This is a genomic window from Planotetraspora mira (assembly GCF_016863275.1).
GTDB classification, from domain to species: Bacteria; Actinomycetota; Actinomycetes; order Streptosporangiales; family Streptosporangiaceae; genus Planotetraspora; species Planotetraspora mira.
The window spans coordinates 59,611-85,315 of record NZ_BOOO01000013.1; the positions used below are offsets into that span (position 1 = coordinate 59,611).

Consider the following 25,705-nt stretch of genomic DNA (forward strand, 5'->3'; position numbering starts at 1 on the left):
AGGCCGATCTTCGTGCTCGGCGGGCACGCCGACGCATCGCCCGCGCGCAGGCTAATCGGAAAGCAACATATCCGCGAATATATGCCGCTTAATAGCGACAAATGCCGTCAGTTGGTGGACGTCTTCACGTTCCGTGTGGCCACCTGAACAGCGAGCATCCCCTGCGCCGCGCCGGGCAGATCGTCGCTCGGAAAGTGGGCCTCCGGGCGGTGCCGTACGGCCTGCAGGCCGCACGGCACCGATCATTCGGGAGGACGGGATCTAGGCGGGATGGTGGAGGAACACACGCTCCTGGACGACGGGATAGCCGGCGCGTGCGAACGCGGCAGCCATCGGAACGTTGCCGACGTCGGTGTCCGCCCCGATCTCGGCGGCTCCGGCGTCCGCCAGGATGTGGGTGGCCTCGACGAGCAGGTCGTACCCGTAGCCGTGGCCACGCTGTCCGGGGACGACGCCGACGTACCCGATGATCGGGCGCGTGTGGTTCCTGCCGGGGACGGCGAGGCCGGCCAGGTCTCCCTCCCGGGTGTAGGCCAGGCGCCACCATTCGCGCGGCGACGGCATCCAATGCAGGAACTCCAGCTCGTCCCTTGCCGAGGCGTCGACGCCTCCACGCGCCATCTCGGCCCGGGCGTGCGCGTCGAGCGTGCTGTGATGCGTGCGGCGGATGACATCGAGGATCACCTCGTCGTCGGGTTCCGGCCGGAACTCCAGCCGACCCGGCCGCCGGGGAAGACCCGCGTCCGGAGTCCACAGGTAATTGAGACGCTCGACCAGTGGCTCCATGCCGGCCTGCTCCGCCGCCGAGATCCGGACCTCGGCCTCCGCGCGGACCGCGGGGTCGTCCCGCCATCGCGGCGGCAGGACGAGGCAGTATTCGGCGGTGAACGGAGCGGCTCGGAGCAGCGCCGCGCCGATCTCGACGTCGGATCCGAAGTCGAACCAGTCGAGGGCCGCGGGTCGCCGGTCGTCCGGGCCGCCCCACCAGGCGGCCCTGCCGACGACCTCGCCGTCGCGCAGCGCCACCCAGGTCCACTCGGGGCGGTACTGCGCGGCCGCGGCGACCTCCAGATAGTCGCGGCCGGCCCACGCCATTCCGACGGACGCCGGGGCGGACAGGGAAAGGAAAAGGTGTTCTTCGCCCGCGGTGAGCGGGCGGATGACCAGATCGGTCATGGGGAGCAGTCCTCCAGGAAGATGGGCGCTCCCCGGTCAGACCCGCGTGAACGCCCGAGCGGGAAGGGAGCGCATGAACGGTCGCGTCGACATGGCTCTCACCTCCTTGGTGCTCGAGGGCGTGATCCCACCCAAACACATGCGCACGCGCCTGCTCAACTCATTTGTGATCGGAAAAGCGATCGCCTCTCCGCCTGGGATCGCCGGCAGACCTGATGTACCGTACGGCCCGGCCTTCGCGCCATCGCGGAGGCCGGCGCGCGGAAAACGGCGTGAACTCCTGCCCGGACATGTCGAGAAGCCGCCGGCGGCTCCGACTTTCTCGTAGAAGGGCGTCCGCCGCGGGCGCCTGACGACGATCACAAGGAGTCGGTGATGAGGAACATCTTCCTTTTCATGATGACGAGTCTCGACGGCTACTACGCCGGTCCGAACGGGGAGATCGACTGGCACAACGTCGACGAGGAGTTCAACCAGTTCGCGGCCGACCAGTTGGCGGAGGTCGACACGCTCCTGTTCGGCCGGGTCACCTATCAGGGCATGGCGTCGTGGTGGCCGACGCCCATGGCGAAGGAGTCCGACCCCGTCATCGCCGAGCGGATGAACGGCATCGCCAAGCTCGTCGTCTCGACGACCCTGGACTCGGCGGACTGGGCGAACACCCGGCTCATCAAGGACGACGTGGAGGGCGAGATCGCGCGGCTGAAGCGGCGGCCCGGCAAGGACATCGCGATCTTCGGCAGCTCCGAGTTGACGGTGAGCCTCCTGCGGTCGGGGCTCGTCGACGAGTTGCGGATCATGGTGGCCCCCGTGGTGCTCGGAGGCGGCAGATCCCTCTTCGCGACGGTGGAGGACAGGGTCGGCGTGGAACTGCTGAAGACGAGGTCGTTCCGTTCCGGCAACGTCCTGCTCCACTACCGGCCCGACGGGCGCCGGGCCGTCTGATCCGCCGGTCGGACGGTGATCCGGCTACCGCCCGAGCCGGGTCCTGACCACGAGGGTGTGCAGCACCTCATGCGCCGAGCCCACATCGGGGAGCGCGGACGCGTCCCTGGCTCCCTCCAGGTCGGCGGTGAGGCGCTCCACGTCGCGGCCGAGCCGTACGAGATCGGGGGCGTCGCCGGGCAGTGCGCCGTGCTCCGCGGACCTCTTCGCCTCGACCAGGTCCGGCAGGTAGGGCGGTGTCCAGCGCCCGGCGTCGCCGTACAGGCGGGTCAGGTCGGCGACGACCTCCCCGGTGCGCATCAGGTGGGCGCCGGTGAGCAGCGTCCTGAAGGTGTAAAGCAGAGGCTTGAGCTCACCGGACTTCTCGAACAGCCGCCACTGCGTCCGGGCGAAGCCCAGGTAGTGGTGCGCGTGGTGGCGGGTGACGCACGCGGGGGCGGCCGCGACGAGTTCCTCGTGGACCGGCGACGTGGCGACGACGAGCGGTGAGAGCAGTTGCTCCAGGACGTAGCCGTTGCGGCCCAGCAACATGCGGCAGAACTTGGCCAGGTCATGCGTGACGAGGTCGACCTCCACGCCGTCCCGGTCCCACATGCGGGTGACGGTCTCCTCGCCGTGGCGGAGCCCGACGACCTCCTCGACCGGCAGCACGTGGACGCCGCGCAGGTCGAGGTCGGAGTCGTCGGAGGGGAAGCCGTACAGGTGGGCCCCGCTGACGGTGGCGAAGGCCAGTGGGTGGGTCTGCTCGCGCGGAATCTCGGCGAGCCACGACGGCAGAGTGGCGGTCATCGTGCCTCGGAGACGCGTGCGGGGAGGGGGGTCACAGAGCGCCGCTCTCGATCGCTTCCTTGAGGCCTTCCTGGGTCTCCTCGTGGGAGGAGACGCCGTTCGTCACCGTGAAGTCGATGAGCAGGACGCTCGCCTCGAAGGTGAGGTGCTCGGTGACGCGGGTCCCGCCGTCGCCGAGGTCCTCGAAGACGATCTTCTGGTGGGTGACCACGTTGGGCAGCGACCAGCTGTCGGTCTCGTAGAAGAAGCCGTCGGGGTGGATCCGCTGTTGTGCGTGGGTCTTGCTCGTGACCGGGATCCCGGCGACGACGGGGATGTCCTCGATGGCCGTGAAGTCGATGTAGTGCGTGCCGGCCTCGGTCCAGTCCTTGTGGGTGACCACGCGCTTCAGGAACGAGTGCAGGCCGAGGTGATTGTTGACGTTCGAGTACGCCGCGAAGACGTGCTCGATGGGCGCGTCGATGTCGATGGAGATGTCACGTTTCACCTGGCTCCGCCCCGTCAACGGCAGGGGTGCGGTCGCGCACTCGTAGAACTTGTAGAAGTCCCACGCGGCCTGCCATTCGGCGGCGAGCTGGGCGTCGGTCTCGAAGGTCTCGGCGTGGACGGGATTCGAGAACGCGCCGAGCGCGACTGCGGCCGTGAACAGCTGGATCACGAGAAGTCGAAGGAGCTTCTTCACGGAACCTCACCGAGTTATGACGAAAGTGGCGAATGCCCTTATATCGCACTTGATCAACGTTTATGAAGATGTTTTCGGTGGAGCGCCGTGAGACGCACACTGTTCGGCTCAGTTCTGAGGGAGTTAGGCAACAGAATCGAAACGATAGGTTCACATGCCGGAATCCGTGCCATATCGTAGAGGTGGGAGCGCTCCCATAGATTGGAGTGAAGCCGTGACCCCCCACCCGCGCACCGCCGAGTGCCTGTTGCCCGCCGTCGGCGCGAGCGTGTCCCAGGCCCGCGCGCTGGTGCGCCGGGAGCTGGACCGCTGGGGGATCCCGTCCCTGATCGACGACTGCACGCTCATCGTCAGCGAGCTCGTGACCAATGCCGTACGGCACGGCGGCAGCGCCCTCGCCCTCAGGCTCGTCGGTGGCCGCGGCTGGGTGTACGGCGAGATATACGACCCAGGCGACGGCGTGCCCCGCCCGCGCGAGGCGGGCGCCGACGCCACGGACGGCCGGGGACTGCTGATCGTGGCGACGCTGGCCGGTGACTGGGGGGTCGCTCACCCCTCGCGCGGCGGCAAGACCGTCTGGTTCGTGGCCGGAGAGGGAGCCCCTGCCTGCCGGGCGTCCACGGCGCCCGTCGGGGCCGATTCCCTCACCTCGGTGTGCTGACTCACGGGTCAGGTCGAGCGGACATGCGTGGAATGTGACGGTTTGATCACCCACTGCCGCGAAGGTGTGATTCTTGAGATCATCGCCGGATGATCCCCTTATCGATCGCGGTGGCGACCGAGCCGCATCCTTACCCGCTGATCCGCGGAGGCGGCCTTTTCCTGATCTTCGTGGGGCTCGGGTTCCTGCTCGGATGGACCTTCCCGAAGGTGTGGATTCCCTTCGCCATCGGCGGCGGGGCCGTCGGACTCACCGCCAGCGGCCTGAGCGCGCTGCTGCCCTCGCTCGGAACGCCGTCGTTCATCCAGATCGCCGCCCTCGTCTTCTCCTTCCTCGTCGAACTGGGGCTGATCGCCCTCGTCCTCAACAGGTACAAGAACGCCGACCAGCGGACGCAGATCCTCATGATCCTGCTCGTGGTGGGCCTGCATTTCATCATCATGGGCGTCGCCCACGGCCCGCTGATGGCGCTCCTGGGAGTCGTGAGCGTCGCCAACGCCCTGCTGGGCCTGCGGACCAGGGCGTTGCCGATCTGGACCTTCGGCGTGGCGGACGGCCTGCTCAAGTTCGGCTTCGGACTGGTGATGCTGCTCCTGTATCCGGCCCTCACCTACACCTGACCGGGACCGGGGCCGCGGGGATCTCGGCTCCGGGTGGCGGGAACCCGCCAGGCTAAGGTCGGAGACAGCGAAGAACACGACCGGCAGGCACCTGGGGGGAGCGCCGATGGCGACGATGAAGGCGATTCGGCAGCATGAGTTCGGCGGGCCCGAGGTCCTCCGGTATGAGGACGTGCCCCGTCCCGAACCCATCGGCACCGAGATCCGCGTGAGAGTCCAGGCCACCAGCGTGAATCCGGTGGACTTCAAGACCAGGTCAGGGAAGGGCCCGCTGCGCACTCCGCCGTTCACGGTCGGCTGGGACGTGGCCGGCGTCGTCGACGCGCTCGGCGGCGGCGTCACGCGGTTCGCCGTGGGCGACGAGGTGCTGGGCATGCCGTGGTTCCCACGCGAGGCCGCCGCCTACGCCGAGTACGTCACCGCGCCGTCCCGCCAGTTCGTGCGCAAGCCGGCCTCGATGAGCGTCGCCGAGGCCGCGGCGCTGCCGTTGGCCGGGCTCACCGCCTGGCAGGCGCTCGTCGACACCGCCGGTCTCGAAGACGGGCAGCGGGTTCTGATCCACGCGGCGGCCGGCGGCGTGGGACACCTCGCCGTGCAGATCGCCAAGGCGCGCGGCGCCCACGTCATCGGAACCGCGAGCCCGCGCAACCACGAGACCCTCACGGAGTTGGGCGCCGACGAGCTCATCGACTACCGCACGACCCGTTTCGAGGACGCCGTGAGCGACGTGGACGTCGTCTTCGACCTGATCGGCGGTGAGACCGGGCTCAGGTCGCTGGGAGTGCTGAGGCCGGGCGGGCTGCTCATCGAGGTGCCCTCCGGTGCGAGCGCCGAGGTGCTGGCCGCCGCGGAGAAGGACGGCGTCCGTGCCACCGGCTTCCTCGTCGAACCCGACCCGGCCGGCCTCGCGGGTCTCGTCGGGCTCTACGAAAGCGGCCGGTTGAAGGTGCTCGTCAGCAAGCGGTTCCCGCTTTCCGAGGCCGCCGCCGCGCATGAGGCCGCCGAGCACGACCACTCGATGGGCAAGATCGTCATCACCGTCTGACGTATCCGCGGCAGAGAGAGGGCCCGCCCCCCAGACAGGGGAGGCGGGCCCTTCCGTTCGTCGCCGGTCAGCCGCCCATCTTGCTGATGTCGAACACCTTGCCGATCGGCGGTGCCTTCAGCGTGGCCTTCTTGTCGTAGTCGAGGAAGTCGAGGTGCTGCGAGTCGTCGGTGGGGCTGCTGATGCGGAGGAGGTAGGGCTCGCCCTCCGTCGCCACGTAGGCCTTGCTCCCGTCAGCACCCTGCAGGGTGATGGCCGGGATGCCGTTGATCTCCGTGGGAACGGTCACCGTGGTGTTGGATGTGTCCGAGAAGATCGCATCGAACATCTTGTCGAACTGCACCAGTCCGACGAGATCGTCGAAGCCCTTTTGTGCTGCGGACATCTTGAGGTAGTTCCCGCCCAGCATCTTCGCGGCGTCCTTGCCCACCGTCGACGTGTAGAACGCCTTGTCGCCCTTGACATAGGCGGCCTTGCCGATCACCGTCAGATCTATGCTCTGGCCGCCGAAGGCGATGTGGCCGGTGCCACCCTTCCCGCGCACCATGGTGGTGTCGAGCTCCATGGCGTCGCCGTCTTCGGTGAAGGTGCCGCGGAGGTGGACGGAGTCGGCGGAGACCGACGCCTCGCGCGCCTGCTTGAAGATCTCGGCGGCGGAAAGCGCCGCCAGGCCGGTGCTCGACGGGGAGGGGGCCGGGGTCGCGCCGGTCGCCGGGCTCGTGCTGACCGCGGCCGGAGTCGTGCTGGTGGCGGAAGCCGCTGAGTCGGCTTCCTGACATCCGGAGAGCAGGCCGATGGCCAGCACACCGGAGGCCGCCGCCAGGAGAGAGTGGCGACGGGGGCGCGTCCTGCTCATCGGGTCATGAGAGAACGCGCGATATAGATCTATAGCCATGTCCACTTTGACGTCTATGTGCGTTTCTGGTTGGCCGCCTGTATGAGACCGTGTCAAAAGCGTCATCATTCTGTGAAAACCTCATTGAGCAGCCCTGATTCGTTCGCCCTCCGCAGGGAGGATCTTCATCTGGTGTTCAGGTGCGGGACGGATGAGATGGATGAGGCGGTCGCGGTCGGCACCACCGGCGCCCTCGTGACGGGCGGGAACACCGGCCACACCTGGGGCGGCTCGGAGCGCGGGCCGCGGCCGGAGGTACGGCGGGGCCGGCGCTATGCTCGCCGCGTGGAGCTCCAGGACGGCGCGGTGGACGCGCAGGCGAACGATCCGCACGACCCGCCCGCGCCGGAGTACGAGGTGTGGCGGACCACCGCCGCCGACCCCGCCTTCAGCGAATGGCTGCGCTCGGCGAGCGAGCCGGACTGGACCGCCGTGGTCACCCACCCGTTCGCGGCCGCGATCATCAGGGGCGAGGCGGACATGCGCCGCTACCTCGTCCAGGACTTCCAGTTCGTCGACGCCTTCACGGCGTTGCTCGGCGCCGCGGTCGCCGGTGCCGACCGCTTCGAGTCGCGGGTGCCGTTCGGCCGGTTCCTCGGGCAGATCGTCACCGACACCGAGAGAAGCTACTTCCACCGCGCGCTGGCAGCCCTCGGCGTCGACGCGGACGATGTCACCTCGCCGGAGCTGGAGCCGGTCACCGTGCGTTTCCGGGCGCTCATGGACGAGGCCCGGGTGAGCCAGGAGTACCCGGTGGTCCTCGCCGTGTTGTGCCTGGCGGAGTGGATCTATCTCGGCTGGGCGAGCCGAGCGGCCGAGCCGTTGCCGGAGGAGTTCCTCTACCGCGAGTGGATCGATCTCCACAGCGGGCCGGACTTCGAGGCATGGGTGGGGTTCCTCCGCGGAGAGCTCGACCGGCTCGGCCCCTCCCTCGGGGAGGAAGGCCAGGCCCGGGTGCTCGGGTTCTTCCGGGAGGCGGCCAGGTTGGAGCGGGGCTTCTTCGACATGGCCCAGGGCTGAGAGCCCGCGTCAGGCCGGCGCAGAGCTCGGCCAGGCGGCGCTGAGCCCGCGTCAGGCGGCGCTGAGCTCGGCCAGGCGGCGCAACGACCGCTTGAGGAAGACGGCGCCGACCGGTTTGGCGAGGTTCCAGCCGAACCGTCCCGCCGAGCCGAAGGGCAACTCCAGGTCCTCCTCCCAGAGGATCGTGCTGCCCCCGCCCAGACGGGGCAGGACGCGGAAGAACCCCGTGCCCCGCAGCGGCCAGCCGGTGTGGCGGACCGAGACCCCGTGGGGCGGATCCCAGTCGGTGATCTCCATCGTGTCCAGGAAGCCGATCGGCCCGACTCCGGTGAAGGCGGCCAGGGCGCTGCCCGCGCTGTGACCGTCGCCGGCGACGACCCGCGCGCTGGTCAGCGACATCCACTCGTGGTGGCGGTCCCAGTCGGTCAACACGTTGAAGACCCGCTCGGGGCTCGCCTCCGCGTCGACGGTCACCGCAAGATGCGCCATGTCTGTCCCTTCGTGCCGCCTGCCCGGTCCGGATGCCGCGGCCGCGTTTCCGGTGGACGCGGACGCCGTCGCCGGGAGGGCCGCTGTTAGCGTTGGCAGCCGTCGCACCGAAACGTCTCCGGAGGGACGCAGCACGATGTCGGCCGGTTCCACTCTTCCTTCTTCCCTGTCCCGCGTGCTGTCGCGGCCCGTCGCCCCCGGCGATCTGTCCGGCATCAGGCACGTGGTGTTCGTCATGCAGGAGAACAGGTCGTTCGACCACTACTTCGGGCACCTGCGCGGCGTGCGCGGGTACGGCGACCGCAACGCGGTGCCGGGCCGGACGCTGAGGCCGGTCTTCGAGCAGGACGGGGTGCTGCCCTTCTCCGTCCGTGAGGCGGCCAGGCTCGCGGGAGCCGACCCCATGCTGCTCGACTCCCACGACCACAGTTGGCTCGGCACCCACAACGCGTGGGCGATGGGCTGGAACGACGCGTGGACGCCCAACAAGGGGCCCTCGTCCCTGTCCTATTACGACCGCGGCGATCTGCCCTTCTATTACGAGCTCGCGGACACCTTCACGATCTGTGACGCCTACCACAGCTCGGCGCTGACCTCCACGACGCCCAACCGCAACTACCACGTCTCGGGCCACACCGGCTTCGAGCCCGGCACGGGGCAGCGGGCTGTCGACAACGACGCGTGCGAGGAGGACGGGCACGCCGGATACTCGTGGATCACCGTGCCCGAACTGCTGACCCAGGCCGGGCACTCCTGGCAGGTCTACCAGGAGTGGGACAACTACCAGTGCAACAACCTGGAGTTCTTCGCCACGTTCAAGACCGTGATGGCCAAGCTCGGCCAGACCAGCATGCACTCCTTCTACCAGGCGGTCCGCGCGGCCGGCGATCCCACGCCGCTGCTCGCCGAGTTGGAGGAGCGGGTGGCCGGGCTCGACCCCGCCGACCGGGAGCTGTACGACCGGGCGCTGCGCCGTACCCGGACGGGCGGGCTGGGGGAGTGGTTCTCCGCCGACGTGGCCGCCGGGCGCCTTCCCGCCGTTTCCTACGTGGTGACCTCCCTCGCCGACTCCGAACATCCGGAAGGGTCGTCGGCCGTCGAGAGCGGCAAGGTCATCTACCAGGTCCTGGACGCGCTCGCCTCGCATCCCGACGTGTGGGCGAGCACGGCGGTCTTCATCACCTACGACGAGAACGACGGCTTCTTCGACCACGTCCCGCCGCCCGTGCCGCCTGACGGAACGCCGGGGGAGTTCGTCAACGGACGGCCCATCGGCCTCGGCATGCGGGTCCCGATGATCGTGGTGTCGCCCTGGAGCGTGGGCGGTCACGTCTGCTCCGAGACGTTCGACCACAGCTCGACCGTGCGATTCCTGGAGACCTGGCTGGGCATCAAGGCGCCCGACATCAGCCCGTGGCGCCGCCAGGTCGTGGGTGACCTGACCTCGGCCTTCGACTTCGCCGCCCCTTCCGTGCCGGTCGTCGCCTCCGGCACGTCGCCGAGCCTCGCCCCCGGTACGTCGCCGAGCCTCGGCGGCGGCACCGCGCCGGCTCGGGAGGAGACCGCCGCCGGCCGGTGGTACCCCGTGGCGCCCGCCGAGCAGCGGATGCCCGTCCAGGAACCCGGGACCAAGCCCGCGCGGGCCCTGCCGTACCAGCCGGACGCCCACGCCAGGGCACGCGGGCGCGCCGTGGAGATCACCATGGCCAACCGCGGTGTGGCGAGCGCCCACCTCGCGCTCTACGGCTACATGGGCGAGCTCGTCCGGCCGCAGCACTTCGACGTCGTCGACGACCTGCGGGAGGCGGTCTACTTCCCGACCGACTCCTACGACCTCCTCCTGACCGGCCCGAACGGCTTCCGCAGGCACTTCCGCGGCGGGCTGGGCGACCGGGTCGAGGTCACGACGGAGATCGATCCCGCCTCGCGGAGCGTGCTCATCGACGTCGTCAACACCGCCGGCTCTCCCGCCGACGTCAGCGTCACCCCCCTCGCCTACGGCGGGGAGCCGCGGGTCCTGCGCCTGCCCTCCGGAGGCGCGGTCCAAGTCGAGTGGCCGGCCGCGACCGGGTGGTACGACCTCGCGGTGACCGTCGAGGGAGACGCCGGCTGGCTGCGCCGTCTCATGGGCCACATCGAGAACGGCAGGCCCAGCGTCACCGGCTGAGCCGCGAGGCCGGTTCACCGGGAGGACACCGGGTAGGGGGCCCGGTAGGCAGGTGACCGCGATGCCGGCGACTCTCGCGCTGGCGGGGGACACGATGCTCGGGCGCGGCGTGGCCGAACGCGTCGCCCAGTCGGTGGATCCCGCTCATTTCTTCTCGGCGGATCTCCTCGAGGTGCTCGGGGAGGCGGACTTCCTCCTGCTCAACCTCGAGTGTTGCGTCTCCGGCCGGGGCCGGAGGTGGGACGCCCCGGGCAAGCCGTTCCACTTCCGCGCGCCTCCCCAGGCCGCCGAACTGCTCGCCCGGCTGGGCGTGGGATGTGTGACGCTGGCCAACAACCACGCGCTCGACTACGGCGAGGACGCGCTGCTCGACACGCGTGAATGGCTGAGCCGGTCCGGAATCCGCTGTGTGGGGGCGGGAGCAGACCAGGAGGAGGCCAGGCGGCCGGAGGTCGTCACGGTGGGCGGCCTTCGGGTCGGGGTGCTCGGCGTGAGCGACCACCCGGCCGACTTCGCGGCCACGGCCGTACGGCCGGGCGTCTCCTACGCCGACCTGATGACCGGCGTGCCGCCGTGGCTGGTCGCGGACGTCCAGGAGTTACGTGCGCGAACCGACGTCGTGGTCGTGACGCCGCACTGGGGGCCGAACATGACCGGCCAGCCGAGGGCGTACGTCCGTTCAGCCGCCCGGACCCTCGTCTCGTCGGGGGCGGGGCTCGTCGCCGGGCACTCGGCGCACGTGTTCCACGGCGTCGACCCGCCCGTCCTCTACGACCTCGGCGACTTCATCGACGACTACATCGTGGACGCCCGGCTCCGCAACGACCTGGGCCTGATCTTCCTCGTCACGATGGACGAACACGGGCCCCTCCGGCTGTACGGCGTCCCGATCGAGTTGCGGCACTGCCGTACGCGGCTCGCGCACGACGACGAATGGCGGTGGATCCGCGACCGGTTCACCGCGGCCTGCGCCGGGCTCGGCGCCCCCGGTCCCGGCAGCCCTGTCACCGAGGAGGACGGCCGGCTCGTGGTCGAGATGAGATGAGCCGCACCGCCGCCCCCGGAACAGGCGCGTGATCAGGCGTGGATGAGCGGGGTGTCGACGAGATGCTCGGCCAGGAACCAGGCCTGCAGCTCACCTGTACGGATGACATCGGAGACCAGCAGGTCGTTGGTCCCGTCGTCGCCCTTCTGGTCAGCGGTCGCTGCGGCGTCGTGCGCGGCGACGAGGATCATCTCGTGCGCCTCCAGCAGGCGCGACAACATGGCCGGAACCTCTTCCACGCCGTCCGGCGGCCGCTTGATCACGGTGATCTCCGCGACGTGCCGGGGGTCGCCCACGGCGACGCCTCCGAGGGTCTGGACCCGCTCGGCGAGCTTGTCGACCAGTTCGAGCTGTTCCTCGGCGTGTTTGTCGAGGAGCAGGTGGAGTTGGTAGAAGGTCGGGCCGCGCATCAGCCAGTGGCACTTCTTGTAGAGGCTGTAGAGGATCTGGGTGTCGGCCAGGATCTGGTTGAGCCGCTGGCACGAGTGCATCCGGGTCTCCATGGCGAGACCGACGGGGAACTGCCGCACGGTCCCGAACTCCTGGATCTCCATACCCTTCTGATGCAGCCAGGGCTGGCTGCCGCCACCGGAACGGGCTTTGGCGGAAGGTTTGACACTCAAGGTCGTTCTCCTCCCTTTCAGGGCTTCTTTTCAAAGTGTTCCGGCTGTCACGTATGAGGAGTCTCGTGCGATATCCCGAAATTTCCTCTTATTGGGTAAAGACGTGGCGGTGAACCGGGACCGCGGATCCCGCGTACCTCGAAGGTGATGAGAATTTCACGCCCAAGGGCGCGCGCCGTCCGACGCGCCACCCCCGCCCTGCTGATCGTCCCCGCCCTGCTGCTGGCCGTCGCCTGTACGGCGGAGCAGGCCCCCCCGGCCGCGGAGCAGGCGCCTCCGCCCACGGTGGAGTTGCTCGCCGCCGAGGCCGGATGCACCCCGAAGATCCAGATCGACGCCAAGGAGTTGCGCCAGGGTTACTGCACGACCTCCATCGGCCAGTTCTTCATCACGACGTTCGCGACCCAGAAGGGGAAGGACGACTGGATGGACCAGGCCCCCGAGTACAGCCCCCACCTGGTCGGGAACCTGTGGACCGCGCTGGCCCCCCGGCCCGTGCTCGACAAACTTCGGCAGCAGATCGGCGGGGACCTCCACCTGATGGACCACCGGAAGAGTCCCACTCCGGCGGGGTGACGACCGGGTACGCTCGACATCCCCGAGACCGGCGGAGCCGCGGCGAGGAGGTCGAACGTGGGACACAGGTCAGGACACGGAGCCGGACGCCCGTCCAGGGTCGCGTGCGTGTTCGCGGCGGCCGTCGCCCTCGTCCTCGTCGCCTCGGGATGCGGCGGGCAGGAGAAGCAGACGCTGACGGTGTTCGCGGCGGCGTCGCTGAGCGGTCCCTTCACCACGCTCGGCCGTGCCTTCGAGGCCTCACATCCCGGGGAGTCCGTGCGGTTCGGCTTCGGGGACAGCCAGGCGCTGGCCCAGCGGATCGCCCAGGGCACGACCGCAGACGTGTTCGCGGCCTCGGGCGAGCCGGCGATGCGACGGTCGGGAGCACCGACATCGAGGGTGTTCGCCCGCGACGGGTCCGGCGACTACCTGATCGGGGCGGCGCCCGAGACCGCACACCTGGTCCTCGCGCGCGAGTTCATCGATCTCGTCCTGTCCGACGAGGGCCGCCGTGCCCTGGCGGGTGCGGGCCTCACGCCTGTCTAGACCCCGCGGGGATCCGAGACGCCGACCCGCCGGGCCCGTCCTCGCCGGCCCGCCGGATCTCCGCCACGATCCGGTCGAGAGCGGCCAGGTCGCCCGGTTCGAGCGACAGCAGGGGAGCCGGCGGCTCGCCGAGGATCCGTTCGGCCAGCGCGGCGGCCTCCGCACCCGCGGCGGTGATCGTCACGATCTTCGCCCGCCGGTCGCCGGGATGCGTCGTCCGTTCCACCATCCCGCGCCGCTCCAGGTCGGCGACCACCACACTGGTGTACGGGGCGTCGGTGGCCAGTCGCTCGGCCAGGTCGCGCAGGGTCAGCGGGCCGGTGAGGAGGCGGCGCAGCGCCTTGGCCCGGATGAAGCTCATGCCGAGGGCCTCGCAGACCTCCTTGCGCCGGTCGTGAGCGTCCAGGACCAGCGATCGGATGCCCTGCCAGGCTCTCGCCGCCGTCTCCTCGTGCCCGTTCATGAGATGGTCACCGCCTCCATGGTCTTGAGACGCTCAGCCGTACGGGCCGCTGTGCCTCTCGCCCAGCGGCCGGTGGTCAGGAGGGCGAAGCCCAGGATGAGCGCGCCGTACCCCGCAATGATCCACCAACCCAGGTGGGCGGCCGGCATGAAACCCGCGCCCTGGCCGGCCGTGGCCACGACGGATCCGGCGATCGCCACGCCCAGGGACTGACCGACCTGACGGCTGGTCGAGGCGACGGCGGCGGCCACCCCGGCCTGCTCGAGAGGCATCCCCGACACGGCGGTGTTGGTGATCGGCGGGTTCAGCATGCCGAACCCGAGGCCGAACACCGCGTAGACGGCCAGCAGCAGGGGCAGCGGCGTGTCGAGCGCGACCTGCGCGAGCAGGAGTCCCGTCGCGGTGATGAAGACGCCGGAGATCAGGAGGGACGGTCTCGGCCCGCGGGTTCCCACGAGCCGGCCGGACAGGGGCCCGAAGACCATCGCCATCAGGGCGATCGGCAGCGTGCAGAGCCCCGCGTCGAGGGCGGAGAGCCCGCGATGGCTCTGCAGGTAGAGCGTGTTGAGGAACAGGAAGGAGCCGAGGCCGGCGAAGCCGCACACCGCGATGGCCGCCGCACCGGAGAAGGGTGCGCTCCGGAAGAACCGCACGTCGATGAGTGGTTCCTCCCTGCGGTACTCGTAGACGATCAGGCTCACGAGGGCGGCGACGGTGACGGCGAAGCAGCCGAGGATCAGCGGGGAGGTCCAGCCCGCACCCGGGCCTTCGATGATCCCGTAGGTCAGCGAGGCCAGCAGCGCGATCACGAGCACCTGCCCGACGGGGTCGATCCTGCGTGCCTTCTTCGCCTTGGACTCGGGGACGAACTTCCACGTCAGCAGCACCGCGACGACGCCGATCGGCACGTTGATCCAGAAAATGGCCCGCCAGCCGACGGTGTCGGTGAGCAGGCCGCCGATGACGGGCCCGAGCGCCATGCTGATCCCGACCACGCCGCCCCACACGCCGATCGCCTGCGCCCGCTCACGGCGGTCGGTGAAGGTGTTGGTGATGATCGACATCGCGACGGGGTTGAGCATCGAGCCGCCCACCGCCTGGACGACGCGGAAGGCGACGAGCCAGGTGAGGCTTGGCGCGATGCTGCACAACAACGACCCGACGGTGAAGGCGACCAGGCCGGCCTGGAACGTCCGCCGGCGGCCGATCCTGTCCGCCGTCGATCCCGACAACATGAGAAGGCTCGCGAGCGTCAGCGTGTACGCGTCGATCGTCCACTGCAGACCGGAGACGGGGGCGCGTAACTCATGGCCGAGCGACGGCAGCGCCACGTTCACGATCGTGTTGTCGAGAGCGACGATGAGCAGGCTCATGCAGCAGATCAGCAGGACGAGAATCCGCCTTCGGCGGGACATTCGGTGACCTTTCATTAGTTGTACTAACACAACATTACAGGCCGCTCCGATGTGCTTGCCGGAGGGGTGAACAGAATGGAATTCTGCTCGCATGCATGCGACGGCTAACGGGATCGAGATCTGCTACGAGACCTTCGGCGAGCCCGGAGGGAGGCCACTGCTCCTGGTCATGGGGCTCGGGATGCAGATGATCGGCTGGGATGAGGACTTCATCGGTCTGCTGGTCGACAACGGCCATCACGTCGTCAGGTTCGACAACCGCGACGTGGGCCTGTCGTCGCACATGCCGGAGGCGCCCGATCTCATGGCGGCACTCGGCGGAGACACCTCAGGCGCAGGTTATCTGCTGGCGGACATGGCCGATGACGCGGCCGGGCTGCTGGACGTCCTCGGCTGGGCGAGTGCGCACGTGGTCGGCGCCTCCATGGGCGGCATGATCGCCCAGTCCCTCGCCATTCGGCACCCGGGCCGCGTCCGGACGCTGACGTCCATCATGTCGACGACCGGCCCGGGAGTCGGGCAGCCGACCGAGGCGGCCATGGCGGCGCTCCTGACGCCGCCGTCCCCCAACCGTGAGGCCGCCGCGGAACGCGCCCTCGCGTCCTGGCGCGTGATCGGCTCACCGGGATACGCGATGGACACCGAGCGCGTCGCCCGGGTGGCGCGGGAGAGCTACGACCGGGCGTACGACCCCCAGGGCGTGGCCCGCCAGCTCACGGCGATCCTCGCCTCCCCCGACCGGGCCGAAGGCCTGCGCGGCCTCACGATCCCCGCGCTGGTGATCCACGGCGAGGACGATCCGCTGGTGACGCCGCCCGGCGGAGCCGCCACCGCCGACGCGATCCCGGGCGCCAAGCTGCTGACCTTCCCGGGGATGGGCCACGACATGCCGCGGGAGTTGTGGCCGGTGTTCGTCGAGGCCATCACCGAGCTGACGGGCAGGTCGTGACGGGCGGATCGTGACGGGCGGATCGTGACGGGCGGGGAGGCCGTCGGGTGACGGCCTCCCGGGGATTGCGCCCGCGTTCACACTTCGAGCTTGTCCTCGATCGTGCGGAGCTGGTGCCGGGCCATCGCGAGGTTGGCTCGGCTGCGGTCCAGGGCCAGGTAGAGGAACAGGCCCTTGCCGCCGCGGCCCGCGAGCGGGCGGATGATGTGGTACTGACCGCCCAGTGTGATGAGGATGTCCTCGATGGTGTCCTGGAGCTGGAGGGCGTCCATGGCCCGCAGTTTCGCCTTGACGACCTCGGTGTTGGCCGCCGCCGCGACCTGGAGGTCGAGGTCCTTGGAACCGCCGAGGGTGCCGAGCGCCATGCCGCTCCCGTAGTCGACGACCGCCGCGCCGACCGCTCCGTCGACGGCCATCATCTCTTTGAGTGAAATGTCCATGTTCGCCATGCGCTTTTTCTCCTGTTCGGATTATTCGGGTAATTCGTGGATTCATTCGCGTTCGACGATGGCGGCGAGTTTTTCCGCCGTTTTACGGCCCTCCCTCCGGAGCAGGCCGAGATTGGCCCCCGGGCCCGTGAGAACGGTGAGGACGAGCTTGGCTCCCGCGGCGTAGCACGCGGCGTGCCCCTCCGTGCCGGACACCAGGGTCTCTTCGAGCCGCCCGACCTTGGCGAGCTCGGTCATCCGGCGGCTGAGTGACAGCAGCGCCGACGTGAGCGCCGCCGTCTGCTCGGTCTCCGTGGGCAGGTCCGTCGTCACGAGCATGCCGTCCACGGTGCAGGTGAGCGCTCCGGTGATCTCCGGCGCGCGACTCCTGAGCAGGACGATCTCCTCGTGTATGTCGCGGCGCAGATCCATCGGGACACCCTTTCCGGCCCGCTTGAGCCACGAGCGCGTGATCACTACAGCGCCTCCAGGGCGTCACGCAGTCTGATGAGCAGGTTCACATCGGTCGCGTCCGCCTCCGGTGGGCGCGGCAGGGACGGCGCGTTCCCGGCGGACTTGGCGGGGGTCCGCTTCGGCAGGGCCGGCTCGGTCGTCTCCGCCTGTGTGGCGAGAAGCCCCGCCGCGGCGAGTTCCCGTACGGCGAGCAGGGTCGAGTAGGCCGGACGCCCGAGACGGCGGGCCAGGTCGGCCGCGGTGGCCGTGGCGTCCGCGGCGAGCACCAGCTCCCACTGCGGCGCGGTGAGGAGCACATGCCCGCCGTTGAGGCGCCCCACGGGGACGACGGGCCGGCCGTCGAGCTCGTCGGACGGCCAGGCCCGCTCGAGCCGGGCCCTCCTCCGGTCGCACTCGCGGAACAGGCCGGAGACGTCGAAATACCAGTGCGGGCCGAGCCAGTGGGTGTCCCCCTCCTTGAACCTGGACCTGGACGTCCCCGACCTGAGCAGGAAGAACGACGCGTCCAGGGTCGCTCCCAGGACGCAGAACTCCAGCTCGCCGCGACTGACCACGCCCTTGCGGACCAGGAGGTCGCCGCCGTCGGCCTCGGGGCCCGAGGCCTGCCGTACACCGCGCACCCCGCCGGCGCTGATGCGGCCGGAGGCGGTGAGCAGTTCCTCGACTCCCGGCGTGGCCGCGCACTCGACGTACGACACACGCCCGCGGGTGAGGTAGACGGTGCCGTCCTTGCCCACGCGGAGGGAGCCGGTGGCCTTGTCGTCCGCGAGGCCGGTCAGGACGGCGTCAAGAGTGGGAGGGGCCATGACTCACTTGGCCATCAGCTGGTCCGCGATGGTGCCCAGCCGCCGCCGCGCGAGGGCGAGGTTCGAGCGCTCGAGATCCAGCCGGAGGCAGATCAGGAGCGGGCCGTCGAACACCATCTCTATCGGCCTGATGAGATGGTGGCTCGTCTCCGTGGTGATGATCATGTCGCCTATCCGCACGGTGCCCTCCGGAGAGGCCAGCGCGATCCCCTCGAGGGCCGCCCGGAAGGTCTCGGTCAGCCCGGCCGCCGATCTCGCGGAGTCGGGCAGTCCTTCCGCGAGGATCGCCATGCCGCTGATGGGTTCCACCAGGATCGCGTCGAGTGCGCCGGGAATCGACATCACCTCCGAAAGGCAGTCCTCGATCCCGATCACGTCGACTCCTCGCCGTGTAGCCCGATGCAGCGCGGCCCACATTAGAGAAGCCGGCGGGCGTCACTCCGGTGCCGTGGGGGAGTCATAAAGAGATGAGATAAACGATTAGTCACCAGGAATAAGGATTGTCCTCCTAGGTGAGAAACATAGATTTTTCGTGAGGTTTATTCATTTTCCGGGTTTGCGACATCAGGGGAATGCCCTGACAAATCGCCGGGTTCCATGGTCGATGGTTCCGGGCCCCTGTCGCCGTCCTCGTCAGGCGCGGAGGCGTCAGCGGGTGCGCCCGGCCTTCCGGTGTCCGGTCATGTACGGCCGTGCCCCGCGGCCGACGGGGTCCTGCTGAGTCCGAGGGCGAGGGCGGGACACATCTCGGCGGCCCGTAGAGCGTCCCGCAGGTGCCCCGGGGGAACGGCGGCATCGGTGAGCACCGGATAACCGAAGAGGTCCAACTGGACGAGGTCGGGGACGATGTGACCGCAAAGGCCGTGGCCCGCGCAGCGAGACCAGTCGACGGTCAGCCGCAGGCCCGTTTCCTGGACCTCCTCGCCGGGCACCGGCAGCAGTCCGCGGACGGGCCGCCCGCACCCGCGTCCCGCCACATGTGCTGTGACGTCGTCGGAGAAGACCTCGAGAGCCGAGAGCAGGAACCTGGTCGCGCCGTCTGGATGGTGGCAGGCCCCTCTTCCGCGGACGACGGCGCTGGCCTGTTCGACCGCCGAGAGCGCGTCGGCCCCCTGTCTGCCCGCCGCCAGTGAGGAGAAGGAACGGGCGATGGCCGGCAGTCCGAGCCTGCAGGGCCCGCACTGGCCCGCGGATTCGGCTCCGAGATAGTCGGCGACCCGGGCGACCTCGCCCAGCGGGCACGTCCCCTCCTCCAACGGCACGATGATGCCGGCGCCCAGCGCGGCGCCGGCCGCGGTCATGGACGCCCGTGACACCGTGACCGTGCCGGCCGCGCCCGGGGAGAGCCACGCGCCGTGGTAGCCGCCGACCATCACGCCCTGGCCCGCGGAGACGCCGCACCGGCGGAGGACCTCCGAAAGCGGCACGCCGGTCGGGGTCTCCACCACGACCCGCCCATGGCCCGGGGAGGTCACCGTGAGCAGGACGGTGCCCGGCTCGTCTCCGGTTCCGGCCGTTCGGTAGCCCTCAGGCCCGAGTTCGGACAGAACGGCCAACTGGGCGAAGGTCTCCGCATTGGACAACAATGTCGGCAGGCCGTCCACGCCGCTTTCCGCGGCCCGGACCTTACGGCCGGGCGGGATGGGCGTCTCGCCGTTCACCCCGCGGACCAGGGCCCCGCCCTCTCCGGTGATGAACCGCTCCGGGAGACGGACGACCCTGACCGAACCGGACAGGTTCGCCTCCTTGATCGCGGTTCGGAGGGAGCGTTCGGGGACTCCGCCGTCCGTGACACCTACGACGATCTCGCGCGCGCTCAAGGCGCGTGCCGTGAGCACGGCCCCGTCCAGGACGAGGTGCGGTACCCGGGCGATGAGCGCCTTGTCCTTGGCGCTGGCCGGTTCACCCTCCGTCGCGTTGACGAGCACGACGGGCCGGGTTCCCCGGCGCTCGGCCGCCTGGCCGACCGCTGTGAGCTTGCGCGCGAAGGGGAAGGCTGCGCCGCCGCGGCCGCGCAGGTCCACCTCCCCGGCCAGCGCGACGAGGTCACGCAGGGAGAGCCGGGACGGCGGCCTGTGGATGCGGCGGTGTGCGGCCAGGTCCAGTCGCTGCAGGCGGTCGAGGCCGTGGAACAGCCGGGCCGCGCCGATGGTGAGGAAATCCGGGGCGCGGCTCATTTGCGGCCACCCGTCCACGACGCCGCCTCGGCCTTGAGTTCGGCCCAGAACTGCTCGTCGGGAATGCTCTGAGTCTCGGTGCCCGCAGGCCGGTCGCCCCCGCGGCCCGGTGCCTGTGGTCGCCGGCGTGTAGTCCTGCGCCGTTGCGCCCAGGACATGAACCTCGCGAGGGCCGCGACGGCGACCAGCCCCAAACAGGCCGCATAGCTGAGCGTCACCCAGTCCTTCGCCGCCCTGCCGGCGTTCAGCCCGTGCAGGATGGCGATCGGCCAGCAGAGATACGCGGTGATGTGGATGACCCGCCATGTCCAGGGGCGGCCCTTGCCGATGAATCTGCCGCGTGCCACTCCGGTGGCGAAAACGAAGATCATCATGTCGCTCGCGATCGTACCGAGTCCGATCCAGACGGCGCGTGCCTGCCCGCCGCCGAACGGCACGGCGACGTCCAGTGCCGACGCGTGGCCCTGAAGAATCTTGAGAAGCACGTGCGCGACCAGGAAACTCACCGACATCACGGCCGTGGCCCGGTGTGCTGCCTGGGCGAGGACGCGGAGCCGGATCGGCACGAAGCGCTCGGAGGCCGCCAGCCCCGCCACCACCGCCGCGCTGAGGGCGACCAGTGCGAAGACGCCGGAATAGAACTCGAGGAACGCGCGCATGCGGATCACGAAGGCGGCGCCGCGCTCAGTGGATCCGGCGGCCACGACTGCGCCCAGCGCGGCGCAGAGCAGCAAGACGCGCAATGTCTTCCCGCCGCGCCGTGTGCGGGTGATCTGCCTGGCCAGTTCGCGATGTTGCGCCATGTACGTCCTCAGTGCGTATCAGTCGACCGGGGGGACGGCGAGGCGGAAGGCGTCCTCGAGGCCGGTGAAGGGGAGACGCGGGGGATCCCGAAGTTGAGCAGGGGATTGCCCACGCTCACCTGAAGGCCGGAACGATCGGCCCAGACGCGGTCCCCCGCGGCGTGCAGGGTCCACCCGCCGATCTGGATGCCCTCCAGCGGCAGTGGGCCGGCGCCGTCGAAGAGCGCGAAGTCCACCGCCGGAGGGCCGGACGCCGGCACGGAATCGCCGCAGGGCCGGTCGGTGCCCGTACGCCCCAGATAGGAGCCCTCCTGCACGAGGGCGCCCTCAGCGACGCCGGCGACGTCGGCCATCTGGTAGTACTCGGAGGCCAGACCACTGGCGTGGATCAGCAGCAGCATGCTCTGCCCCTCCGTCCGTGTGCAGAAGCGGTACACGCGGCCCGCGGCGGGAGCGAGGACGCGGCCGTCGCCACCGCTGAACTGGAGTGTGTCGACTCCGGTGGCCGGCCGCATCGTCCACGACTGACCCGTGCCCCAGGGAAGCGTCATCCCGGTGGCCACTCCATGCCCGGCCGACGCGGCCTGGGAGTATCGCTCCAGGAAAGGCCGCTCGTCCGCCGGTATCACCGTTGCGGGCGCCTGCCGTACCAAGGCGACGAAGCCCTCCGCGCCGGCCAGTGCGACCCGCCAGGTCGCCCCGGATCTCCGGGCGAGGAACAACGACGGCTCGGGCGCGGCGGCCATGCCCGCGGGCGGGGGGATGGCCGAGGTTCCGAACGCCCAGCCCTTGGCGTCGTCGATCCGGGTGAAGTGCACATCGGGCTGGGGGAGGTCCCGGACGCCGAAGGCCCTGCGCGCCGCCTCGCCTTGCTCCTTCAACACGGTCGCCCGCACCTGGGCGAGGGGCGTCGTCGCCGTCGTGTCCGTCCGGGTGGCCTTCGCAGTGGGCCGCGGCGTGGGGTGGCTCGCCGCCTTGCTCGCACTCGGCACCTTCGGCACGCGGTGCTGCGCCGTCCTGGCGATGATCTCCTGCTGGAGGATCGCGCACAGCGCCAGAGCGACCACCACGGCGGTGAGACCGCCGATCCCTGCGATTCGGTTGGCCGTCGGCAGAATCGAACGGTATCCGGATGAGGATTTCCGCATCAACGCGCCTGGCCGCCACAGACTCGCGTGGTGAGGGTCTCCATCGGGAGGAGCACCGTTGCCACATGCCGCGTCACCGTTCGTGATCGCGCACGCGCTGCATTCGGGAGTGACGACGTCTCACGTACATGACCAGTCACTGTCGAGGTCCTGCTTATGGCGATAAAGGGGATATTGATCAGGTCAGAGTACGCCAATCCATCGCGGCGGCAGGGTGAAAGCAGGGTCGTCCGATCGACGGGCGGGGTCGAGGTGGCGGTGCGGCTTGTACAGAATGGGGGGCATGGAGCGGATCCTGGTCAGCGCGTGCCTGCTCGGCAGCCGGGTGCGGTTCGACGGCGGCGCGAAGACCAGCGACGACGAACTGCTCGCCGCCTGGAGGGCGGAGGGGCGGCTCGTGCCGTTCTGCCCGGAGGTCGAGGGCGGGCTGCCCGTTCCCCGACCGCCCGCCGAGATCGAGGGCGGCGTGGGCGGCGCCGCCGTGCTGGCCGGGGCGGCCCGGATCCTGACACCGGGCGGCGACGACGTGACGAACGCCTTCCTGTCCGGCGCGCAGCAGGCACTGGCGGTCGCGCAGTCGTTCGGCGTCCGCATGGCGATCCTCAAGGAGGGCAGCCCGTCGTGCGGCCCCCTCCGGATCCACGACGGCACCTTCCGCGGAAGGGTGACCCCGGGCCAGGGTGTGACCGCGGCGCTCCTGGAGCTGAACGGCATCCGCGTCTTCGGCGAGGACCGCCTCCCCGACGCCGCCCTCCACCTGGCCGATCTGCTCAGGGAGACAGCGGATCGGGAGCGGTGAGCAGGTCGGAAGGCGTGATGATGGCCTTCTCGTCGGGCTTGAACACCAGGACGTTGTCGACGTAGGACCGCACCGCGGCGTCGAGTCCCACGTCCTTGCCCGCGGCCTCGGACATGTACCAGCGGTGGTCGAGCACCTCGTGGAAGAGCTGGGCGGGCTCCAGCTTGCGCCGCAGTTCGGCGGGGATGGCACCGACCACGGGCTGGAAGACCTCGGCCAGCCACCGATGGGCGACGATGGCCTCGTCCTCGTGCCGCAGGCCGTTCGAGACACGGAACGAGTCGAGATCGTTGAGCAGCCTTCTGGCCTGGTTCTCCTCGACGTCCAGGCCGGTCAGCCTGAGCAGGCGCCGCTGGTGGTGCCCGGCGTCCACGACCTTGGGCCGCACGATCAGCCGCGACGTGCCGGCCTTGCGACGGATCATCATCTCGGCGACGTCGAAGCCGAGCGAGTTGAGCCGGCGGATCCGCTGGTCGACGCGGTGCCAGTCGACCTCCTCGATGATCTCGTCCTGGGTCAGCTCGTTCCAGAGCCGCTCGTAGCGCTCGACGAGCTGCTCGGAGAACGCCAGCGGATCGATCGTGGGATGCAGGAGCCCGCCGGCCTCCAGGTCGAGCATCTCGCCGAAGATGTTGACGTGCGCGACCTCGATGTCGTGCGACCGCTGGCCCTCGGTGAGCGTGGGGTGGAGCTCGCCGGTCTCGGCGTCGACCAGATAGGCGGCGAACGCCCCCGCGTCCCTCCGGAACAGGGCGTTGGACAGCGAGCAGTCCCCCCAGTAGAACCCGTTCAGGTGGAGCCGTACGAGCAGGACGGCGAGCGCGTCGAGCAGGCGGGTCAGCGTGTCCGGCCGGATCGAGCCCGACAACACGGCCCGGTAGGGGAGCGAGAACTGCAGGTGCCGGGTGACCAGGGCGGAGTCGAGCTCGGAGCCGTCCTGCGCGGTCCTGCCCGTCACCACGGCGACGGGCTCGACCGCGGGGGTGTCGAGACGGGCCAGGTCCCACAGCAGCTTGTACTCCCGCTTGGCGTACCGGGCGCTGATCTCCTTGATCGCGTAGACCCGGCCGGCGAGCCGCGCGAAGCGGACGACGTGGCGGGAGATGCCGCGCGGCAGCGACACCAGATGGTGGGCCGGCCAGTCTTCGAGTGGGAGGTCCCACGGCAGCCGGATCAGCTCGGGATCGCTGGGCGCGCCGATCATCTGGAGGGGCACTACTGCTCCTTTTTCGGGGTCTTCATCACCAGTGTCCCGGATAGAGTCGGGCGGTATGACACTGCTGGACGACTTTCTCGACTGGTACCTGGCCGAGCATCCGATCAGCGCGACGCTTCTCGGCGCAGACGGCCACGACCGCACTCTGGGCGACTTCACCGAGGCGGGGTTCACGGCCAGGGAGCGCGCCGAGGAGGGCTGGCTCCGGCGGCTGGCGGACTACGCCCCCTCCTCCCTCGACGACGAGATCGACCGTGACCTCGTGCTCTCGCACCTGCGCGGCGTCGTCGCGGAGGCCCGCTGGCCGGAGTGGCGGCGCGATCCGGCGCCGTACCTCGGGGCGATCTTCGGTTCGATGTTCGCGCCGTTCCAGCAGCGGCTCAAGCCGGAGGCCGACCTCGTCGACGCGGCCGTAGCGCGGCTCGCCGACGTCCCCGCCGTCCTGGCCGCCTGCCGGGAGAACCTCGATCCCGGCCTCGCGTCCGAGCTGCTCGTCCGGCGTGGTCTAGATCAGGCTCGTACGGCACGGCCGTTCCTGACCTCGACCCTTCCGGCGGGGGTGGCGGACGAGGGCCTGCGGGCCCGGCTGATCCGGGCCGCCGAGCCCGCGGCCGAGGCGTTCGACGAGCTCGTCACGTTCCTGGAGGGCTTCAAGGCCGGCGGGACCTGGCGGATGGGCGAGGAGCTGTACTCGACCCTGCTGCGGGAGCGGGAACTGCTCGGGTACGGCGCCTCGGAGTTGCACGAGAAGGGCCTCAAGGCCTGGGACGAGCTGGACGTGCGGATGCGCGAGGTCGCCAGGCGGCTGGGCGCCACCGAGTGGCGGGCCGCCATGGAGTCGCTCATGGACGACCACCCGCCGACGCTGGAGGCGATGCGCGCCGAGTACGAGGCCGAGACGTTCCGCGCACGCGACTTCGCCCGCGACCGCGGCCTGGTCACCTTCCCGGAGGGCGAGGACTGCCGGGTCCTGCCGTCCCCGGAGTTCCAGCGCCCCCTGATCGCGGTGGCCAACTACCTCGCCCCGCCGCCGCTCTCGACGTCGCGGGCAGGCGTCTTCTTCGTTCCGTTCACGCCGGACGGCTACACCGACGAGCAGGTACGGCAGCGCCTCAGGACCAACTCCCGGGCCCAGATGCCGTCGATCGCCGTCCACGAGGCGTATCCCGGTCACCACTGGCACCTCGCGTGGATGGCCGGCAGCCCGAGGAAGGCGCGCAAGATCTTCCGCACGCCGTACTTCGTGGAGGGCTGGGCGCTCTACGTCGAGAAGGTGATGCACGAGCAGGGGTACTTCGACACGCCCCAGACCGAGCTCGCGCACCTGGACTGCCGGATCTTCCGCGCCGCGCGGATCGTCGTGGACACGGCCCTGCACTGCGGCGACATGACGATCCCGCAGGCCGAGGAGTTCATGGCCACCAAGGCGTCGCTCTCGCCCGGCACGGCGGCGGCGGAGGTCGGCCGGTACTGCGCGTGGCCGACCCAGGCTCCCTCGTACCTGACGGGCGCTCTGGAGATCGAGCGGATCAGGGACGACTACCGGGGCGACCTGCGGTCGTTCCACGACGCGATCGCGGGGTCGGGCGGTCTTCCGCTCGGGCTGGCCAGGAAGGCGGTCATCCCGGCGTAGCGGCCGCGCATGATCACGGGCGGTGTCGGCGCAGGTAGGGCGCGGTTTCGCCGAACCTGTGCATGATCACGGCTTGCGTTCGCGCAGGTCGGGCGAGGTTTCACCGAACCTGTGCATGATCACGGCCGACGTC

General features: G+C 69.9%; 28 protein-coding genes. 12 read left to right on the plus strand and 16 right to left on the minus strand.

Annotated features, from left to right (window positions below):
- Positions 1-261 precede the first annotated feature (261 nt).
- Positions 262-1,176: a GNAT family N-acetyltransferase gene (locus tag Pmi06nite_RS11485; RefSeq protein WP_203952908.1), complete on the minus strand. Its 915-nt coding sequence runs from the start codon at positions 1,174-1,176 to the stop codon at positions 262-264.
- Between the two features lie 375 nt (positions 1,177-1,551).
- Between Pmi06nite_RS11485 and Pmi06nite_RS11490 the strand changes: the two genes are divergently transcribed.
- Positions 1,552-2,121: a dihydrofolate reductase family protein gene (locus tag Pmi06nite_RS11490; protein WP_203952909.1), complete on the plus strand. Its 570-nt coding sequence runs from the start codon at positions 1,552-1,554 to the stop codon at positions 2,119-2,121.
- Between the two features lie 24 nt (positions 2,122-2,145).
- Here the strand turns inward: Pmi06nite_RS11490 and Pmi06nite_RS11495 are convergent, their stop codons facing one another.
- Positions 2,146-2,910: a nucleotidyltransferase domain-containing protein gene (locus tag Pmi06nite_RS11495; protein ID WP_203952910.1), complete on the minus strand. Its 765-nt coding sequence runs from the start codon at positions 2,908-2,910 to the stop codon at positions 2,146-2,148.
- 31 nt (positions 2,911-2,941) lie between these two features.
- Positions 2,942-3,592: an SRPBCC family protein gene (locus Pmi06nite_RS11500; RefSeq protein ID WP_203952911.1), complete on the minus strand. Its 651-nt coding sequence runs from the start codon at positions 3,590-3,592 to the stop codon at positions 2,942-2,944.
- Between the two features lie 214 nt (positions 3,593-3,806).
- On the opposite strand from Pmi06nite_RS11500, the gene Pmi06nite_RS11505 reads away from it, so the two are divergent.
- The 3 genes from Pmi06nite_RS11505 to Pmi06nite_RS11515 all read left to right on the plus strand — a co-directional run bounded on the left by Pmi06nite_RS11505 (position 3,807) and on the right by Pmi06nite_RS11515 (position 5,918).
- Entirely contained in the window at positions 3,807-4,253 is a 447-nt protein-coding gene (locus Pmi06nite_RS11505; protein WP_203952912.1) for an ATP-binding protein, read from the plus strand.
- Between the two features lie 89 nt (positions 4,254-4,342).
- Positions 4,343-4,873: a DUF6609 family protein gene (locus Pmi06nite_RS11510; protein WP_203952913.1), complete on the plus strand. Its 531-nt coding sequence runs from the start codon at positions 4,343-4,345 to the stop codon at positions 4,871-4,873.
- 106 nt (positions 4,874-4,979) lie between these two features.
- Entirely contained in the window at positions 4,980-5,918 is a 939-nt protein-coding gene (locus Pmi06nite_RS11515) for an NADP-dependent oxidoreductase (protein WP_308442494.1), read from the plus strand.
- Between the two features lie 67 nt (positions 5,919-5,985).
- Here Pmi06nite_RS11515 and Pmi06nite_RS11520 read toward each other — a convergent pair whose 3' ends face one another.
- The gene (locus tag Pmi06nite_RS11520; RefSeq protein ID WP_203952914.1) at positions 5,986-6,774 is read right to left on the minus strand and encodes a hypothetical protein; all 789 of its coding nucleotides are present in this window, start codon (positions 6,772-6,774) and stop codon (positions 5,986-5,988) included.
- A gap of 195 nt (positions 6,775-6,969) precedes the next feature.
- On the opposite strand from Pmi06nite_RS11520, the gene Pmi06nite_RS11525 reads away from it, so the two are divergent.
- Positions 6,970-7,833 carry a TenA family protein gene (locus tag Pmi06nite_RS11525; RefSeq protein ID WP_203952915.1) on the plus strand — a complete coding sequence of 288 codons (864 nt, stop codon included), beginning with the start codon at positions 6,970-6,972 and terminating at the stop codon, positions 7,831-7,833.
- 51 nt (positions 7,834-7,884) lie between these two features.
- On the opposite strand, the gene Pmi06nite_RS11530 is transcribed toward Pmi06nite_RS11525, so the two are convergent.
- Positions 7,885-8,322: an SRPBCC family protein gene (locus Pmi06nite_RS11530; protein WP_203952916.1), complete on the minus strand. Its 438-nt coding sequence runs from the start codon at positions 8,320-8,322 to the stop codon at positions 7,885-7,887.
- A gap of 136 nt (positions 8,323-8,458) precedes the next feature.
- Between Pmi06nite_RS11530 and Pmi06nite_RS11535 the strand changes: the two genes are divergently transcribed.
- Together Pmi06nite_RS11535 and Pmi06nite_RS11540 are read left to right on the plus strand one after the other, a co-directional pair.
- Positions 8,459-10,489 (plus strand): phosphocholine-specific phospholipase C, encoded by a 2,031-nt coding sequence (locus tag Pmi06nite_RS11535; RefSeq protein ID WP_275409563.1) that lies wholly within the window; start codon positions 8,459-8,461, stop codon positions 10,487-10,489.
- A 61-nt stretch (positions 10,490-10,550) separates the two neighbouring features.
- Positions 10,551-11,534 (plus strand): CapA family protein, encoded by a 984-nt coding sequence (locus Pmi06nite_RS11540; RefSeq protein ID WP_203952918.1) that lies wholly within the window; start codon positions 10,551-10,553, stop codon positions 11,532-11,534.
- Positions 11,535-11,566: 32 nt separating this feature from the next.
- On the opposite strand, the gene Pmi06nite_RS11545 is transcribed toward Pmi06nite_RS11540, so the two are convergent.
- Positions 11,567-12,088, minus strand: a complete 522-nt coding sequence (locus tag Pmi06nite_RS11545) for a Dps family protein (protein WP_203953226.1) — start codon at positions 12,086-12,088, stop codon at positions 11,567-11,569.
- 216 nt (positions 12,089-12,304) lie between these two features.
- Between Pmi06nite_RS11545 and Pmi06nite_RS11550 the strand changes: the two genes are divergently transcribed.
- Positions 12,305-12,733 carry a hypothetical protein gene (locus Pmi06nite_RS11550; protein WP_203952919.1) on the plus strand — a complete coding sequence of 143 codons (429 nt, stop codon included), beginning with the start codon at positions 12,305-12,307 and terminating at the stop codon, positions 12,731-12,733.
- Between the two features lie 57 nt (positions 12,734-12,790).
- Complete coding sequence (locus tag Pmi06nite_RS11555) at positions 12,791-13,261, plus strand: substrate-binding domain-containing protein (RefSeq protein WP_239113834.1); 471 nt, start codon at positions 12,791-12,793, stop codon at positions 13,259-13,261.
- Here Pmi06nite_RS11555 and Pmi06nite_RS11560 read toward each other — a convergent pair.
- Positions 13,248-13,724 carry a MarR family winged helix-turn-helix transcriptional regulator gene (locus Pmi06nite_RS11560; RefSeq protein ID WP_203952920.1) on the minus strand — a complete coding sequence of 159 codons (477 nt, stop codon included), beginning with the start codon at positions 13,722-13,724 and terminating at the stop codon, positions 13,248-13,250. The two genes, Pmi06nite_RS11555 and Pmi06nite_RS11560, sit on opposite strands and share 14 nt — an antisense overlap.
- Positions 13,721-15,139, minus strand: a complete 1,419-nt coding sequence (locus Pmi06nite_RS11565) for a DHA2 family efflux MFS transporter permease subunit (RefSeq protein ID WP_203952921.1) — start codon at positions 15,137-15,139, stop codon at positions 13,721-13,723. Before Pmi06nite_RS11565 ends, Pmi06nite_RS11560 begins: the two co-directional genes overlap by 4 nt.
- Before the next feature lie 91 nt (positions 15,140-15,230).
- On the opposite strand from Pmi06nite_RS11565, the gene Pmi06nite_RS11570 reads away from it, so the two are divergent.
- Positions 15,231-16,088 (plus strand): alpha/beta fold hydrolase, encoded by an 858-nt coding sequence (locus Pmi06nite_RS11570; RefSeq protein WP_203952922.1) that lies wholly within the window; start codon positions 15,231-15,233, stop codon positions 16,086-16,088.
- 77 nt (positions 16,089-16,165) lie between these two features.
- On the opposite strand, the gene Pmi06nite_RS11575 is transcribed toward Pmi06nite_RS11570, so the two are convergent.
- The 7 genes from Pmi06nite_RS11575 to Pmi06nite_RS11605 form a co-directional block, all read right to left on the minus strand.
- The gene (locus Pmi06nite_RS11575) at positions 16,166-16,537 is read right to left on the minus strand and encodes a hypothetical protein (protein WP_203952923.1); all 372 of its coding nucleotides are present in this window, start codon (positions 16,535-16,537) and stop codon (positions 16,166-16,168) included.
- A gap of 42 nt (positions 16,538-16,579) precedes the next feature.
- A complete protein-coding gene (locus tag Pmi06nite_RS11580) occupies positions 16,580-16,993 on the minus strand; it encodes a roadblock/LC7 domain-containing protein (protein ID WP_239113835.1) in 414 nt (137 codons plus the stop codon).
- A complete protein-coding gene (locus Pmi06nite_RS11585) occupies positions 16,993-17,796 on the minus strand; it encodes a hypothetical protein (protein ID WP_203952924.1) in 804 nt (267 codons plus the stop codon). Before Pmi06nite_RS11585 ends, Pmi06nite_RS11580 begins: the two co-directional genes overlap by 1 nt.
- A gap of 3 nt (positions 17,797-17,799) precedes the next feature.
- Entirely contained in the window at positions 17,800-18,171 is a 372-nt protein-coding gene (locus Pmi06nite_RS11590; protein ID WP_203952925.1) for a roadblock/LC7 domain-containing protein, read from the minus strand.
- A gap of 305 nt (positions 18,172-18,476) precedes the next feature.
- Positions 18,477-19,973, minus strand: a complete 1,497-nt coding sequence (locus Pmi06nite_RS11595; RefSeq protein WP_203952926.1) for an NADH-ubiquinone oxidoreductase-F iron-sulfur binding region domain-containing protein — start codon at positions 19,971-19,973, stop codon at positions 18,477-18,479.
- Positions 19,970-20,776 (minus strand): hypothetical protein, encoded by an 807-nt coding sequence (locus tag Pmi06nite_RS11600; protein ID WP_203952927.1) that lies wholly within the window; start codon positions 20,774-20,776, stop codon positions 19,970-19,972. The genes Pmi06nite_RS11595 and Pmi06nite_RS11600 overlap by 4 nt, the downstream gene beginning before the upstream one ends.
- A gap of 8 nt (positions 20,777-20,784) precedes the next feature.
- The gene (locus Pmi06nite_RS11605) at positions 20,785-21,924 is read right to left on the minus strand and encodes a hypothetical protein (RefSeq protein WP_203952928.1); all 1,140 of its coding nucleotides are present in this window, start codon (positions 21,922-21,924) and stop codon (positions 20,785-20,787) included.
- 283 nt (positions 21,925-22,207) lie between these two features.
- On the opposite strand from Pmi06nite_RS11605, the gene Pmi06nite_RS11610 reads away from it, so the two are divergent.
- A complete protein-coding gene (locus Pmi06nite_RS11610; RefSeq protein ID WP_203952929.1) occupies positions 22,208-22,723 on the plus strand; it encodes a 2-thiouracil desulfurase family protein in 516 nt (171 codons plus the stop codon).
- Here Pmi06nite_RS11610 and Pmi06nite_RS11615 read toward each other — a convergent pair.
- Complete coding sequence (locus tag Pmi06nite_RS11615) at positions 22,695-23,939, minus strand: DUF4032 domain-containing protein (RefSeq protein ID WP_203952930.1); 1,245 nt, start codon at positions 23,937-23,939, stop codon at positions 22,695-22,697. The two genes, Pmi06nite_RS11610 and Pmi06nite_RS11615, sit on opposite strands and share 29 nt — an antisense overlap.
- A gap of 55 nt (positions 23,940-23,994) precedes the next feature.
- Between Pmi06nite_RS11615 and Pmi06nite_RS11620 the strand changes: the two genes are divergently transcribed.
- Entirely contained in the window at positions 23,995-25,572 is a 1,578-nt protein-coding gene (locus Pmi06nite_RS11620) for a DUF885 domain-containing protein (RefSeq protein ID WP_239113836.1), read from the plus strand.
- Positions 25,573-25,705: the final 133 nt, after the last annotated feature.

Coding starts and splice junctions, on each gene's coding strand:
- Pmi06nite_RS11485 (WP_203952908.1), bottom strand. CDS start 1,176: ATGACCGATCTGGTCATCCGCCCGCTCACCGCGGGCGAAGAACACCTT.
- Pmi06nite_RS11490 (WP_203952909.1), top strand. CDS start 1,552: ATGAGGAACATCTTCCTTTTCATGATGACGAGTCTCGACGGCTACTAC.
- Pmi06nite_RS11495 (WP_203952910.1), bottom strand. CDS start 2,910: ATGACCGCCACTCTGCCGTCGTGGCTCGCCGAGATTCCGCGCGAGCAG.
- Pmi06nite_RS11510 (WP_203952913.1), top strand. CDS start 4,343: ATGATCCCCTTATCGATCGCGGTGGCGACCGAGCCGCATCCTTACCCG.
- Pmi06nite_RS11515 (WP_308442494.1), top strand. CDS start 4,980: ATGGCGACGATGAAGGCGATTCGGCAGCATGAGTTCGGCGGGCCCGAG.
- Pmi06nite_RS11520 (WP_203952914.1), bottom strand. CDS start 6,774: ATGAGCAGGACGCGCCCCCGTCGCCACTCTCTCCTGGCGGCGGCCTCC.
- Pmi06nite_RS11525 (WP_203952915.1), top strand. CDS start 6,970: ATGGATGAGGCGGTCGCGGTCGGCACCACCGGCGCCCTCGTGACGGGC.
- Pmi06nite_RS11530 (WP_203952916.1), bottom strand. CDS start 8,322: ATGGCGCATCTTGCGGTGACCGTCGACGCGGAGGCGAGCCCCGAGCGG.
- Pmi06nite_RS11535 (WP_275409563.1), top strand. CDS start 8,459: ATGTCGGCCGGTTCCACTCTTCCTTCTTCCCTGTCCCGCGTGCTGTCG.
- Pmi06nite_RS11540 (WP_203952918.1), top strand. CDS start 10,551: ATGCCGGCGACTCTCGCGCTGGCGGGGGACACGATGCTCGGGCGCGGC.
- Pmi06nite_RS11545 (WP_203953226.1), bottom strand. CDS start 12,088: ATGGAGATCCAGGAGTTCGGGACCGTGCGGCAGTTCCCCGTCGGTCTC.
- Pmi06nite_RS11550 (WP_203952919.1), top strand. CDS start 12,305: ATGAGAATTTCACGCCCAAGGGCGCGCGCCGTCCGACGCGCCACCCCC.
- Pmi06nite_RS11560 (WP_203952920.1), bottom strand. CDS start 13,724: ATGAACGGGCACGAGGAGACGGCGGCGAGAGCCTGGCAGGGCATCCGA.
- Pmi06nite_RS11565 (WP_203952921.1), bottom strand. CDS start 15,139: ATGTCCCGCCGAAGGCGGATTCTCGTCCTGCTGATCTGCTGCATGAGC.
- Pmi06nite_RS11570 (WP_203952922.1), top strand. CDS start 15,231: ATGCATGCGACGGCTAACGGGATCGAGATCTGCTACGAGACCTTCGGC.
- Pmi06nite_RS11575 (WP_203952923.1), bottom strand. CDS start 16,537: ATGGCGAACATGGACATTTCACTCAAAGAGATGATGGCCGTCGACGGA.
- Pmi06nite_RS11585 (WP_203952924.1), bottom strand. CDS start 17,796: ATGGCCCCTCCCACTCTTGACGCCGTCCTGACCGGCCTCGCGGACGAC.
- Pmi06nite_RS11595 (WP_203952926.1), bottom strand. CDS start 19,973: ATGAGCCGCGCCCCGGATTTCCTCACCATCGGCGCGGCCCGGCTGTTC.
- Pmi06nite_RS11600 (WP_203952927.1), bottom strand. CDS start 20,776: ATGGCGCAACATCGCGAACTGGCCAGGCAGATCACCCGCACACGGCGC.
- Pmi06nite_RS11605 (WP_203952928.1), bottom strand. CDS start 21,924: ATGCGGAAATCCTCATCCGGATACCGTTCGATTCTGCCGACGGCCAAC.
- Pmi06nite_RS11610 (WP_203952929.1), top strand. CDS start 22,208: ATGGAGCGGATCCTGGTCAGCGCGTGCCTGCTCGGCAGCCGGGTGCGG.
- Pmi06nite_RS11620 (WP_239113836.1), top strand. CDS start 23,995: ATGACACTGCTGGACGACTTTCTCGACTGGTACCTGGCCGAGCATCCG.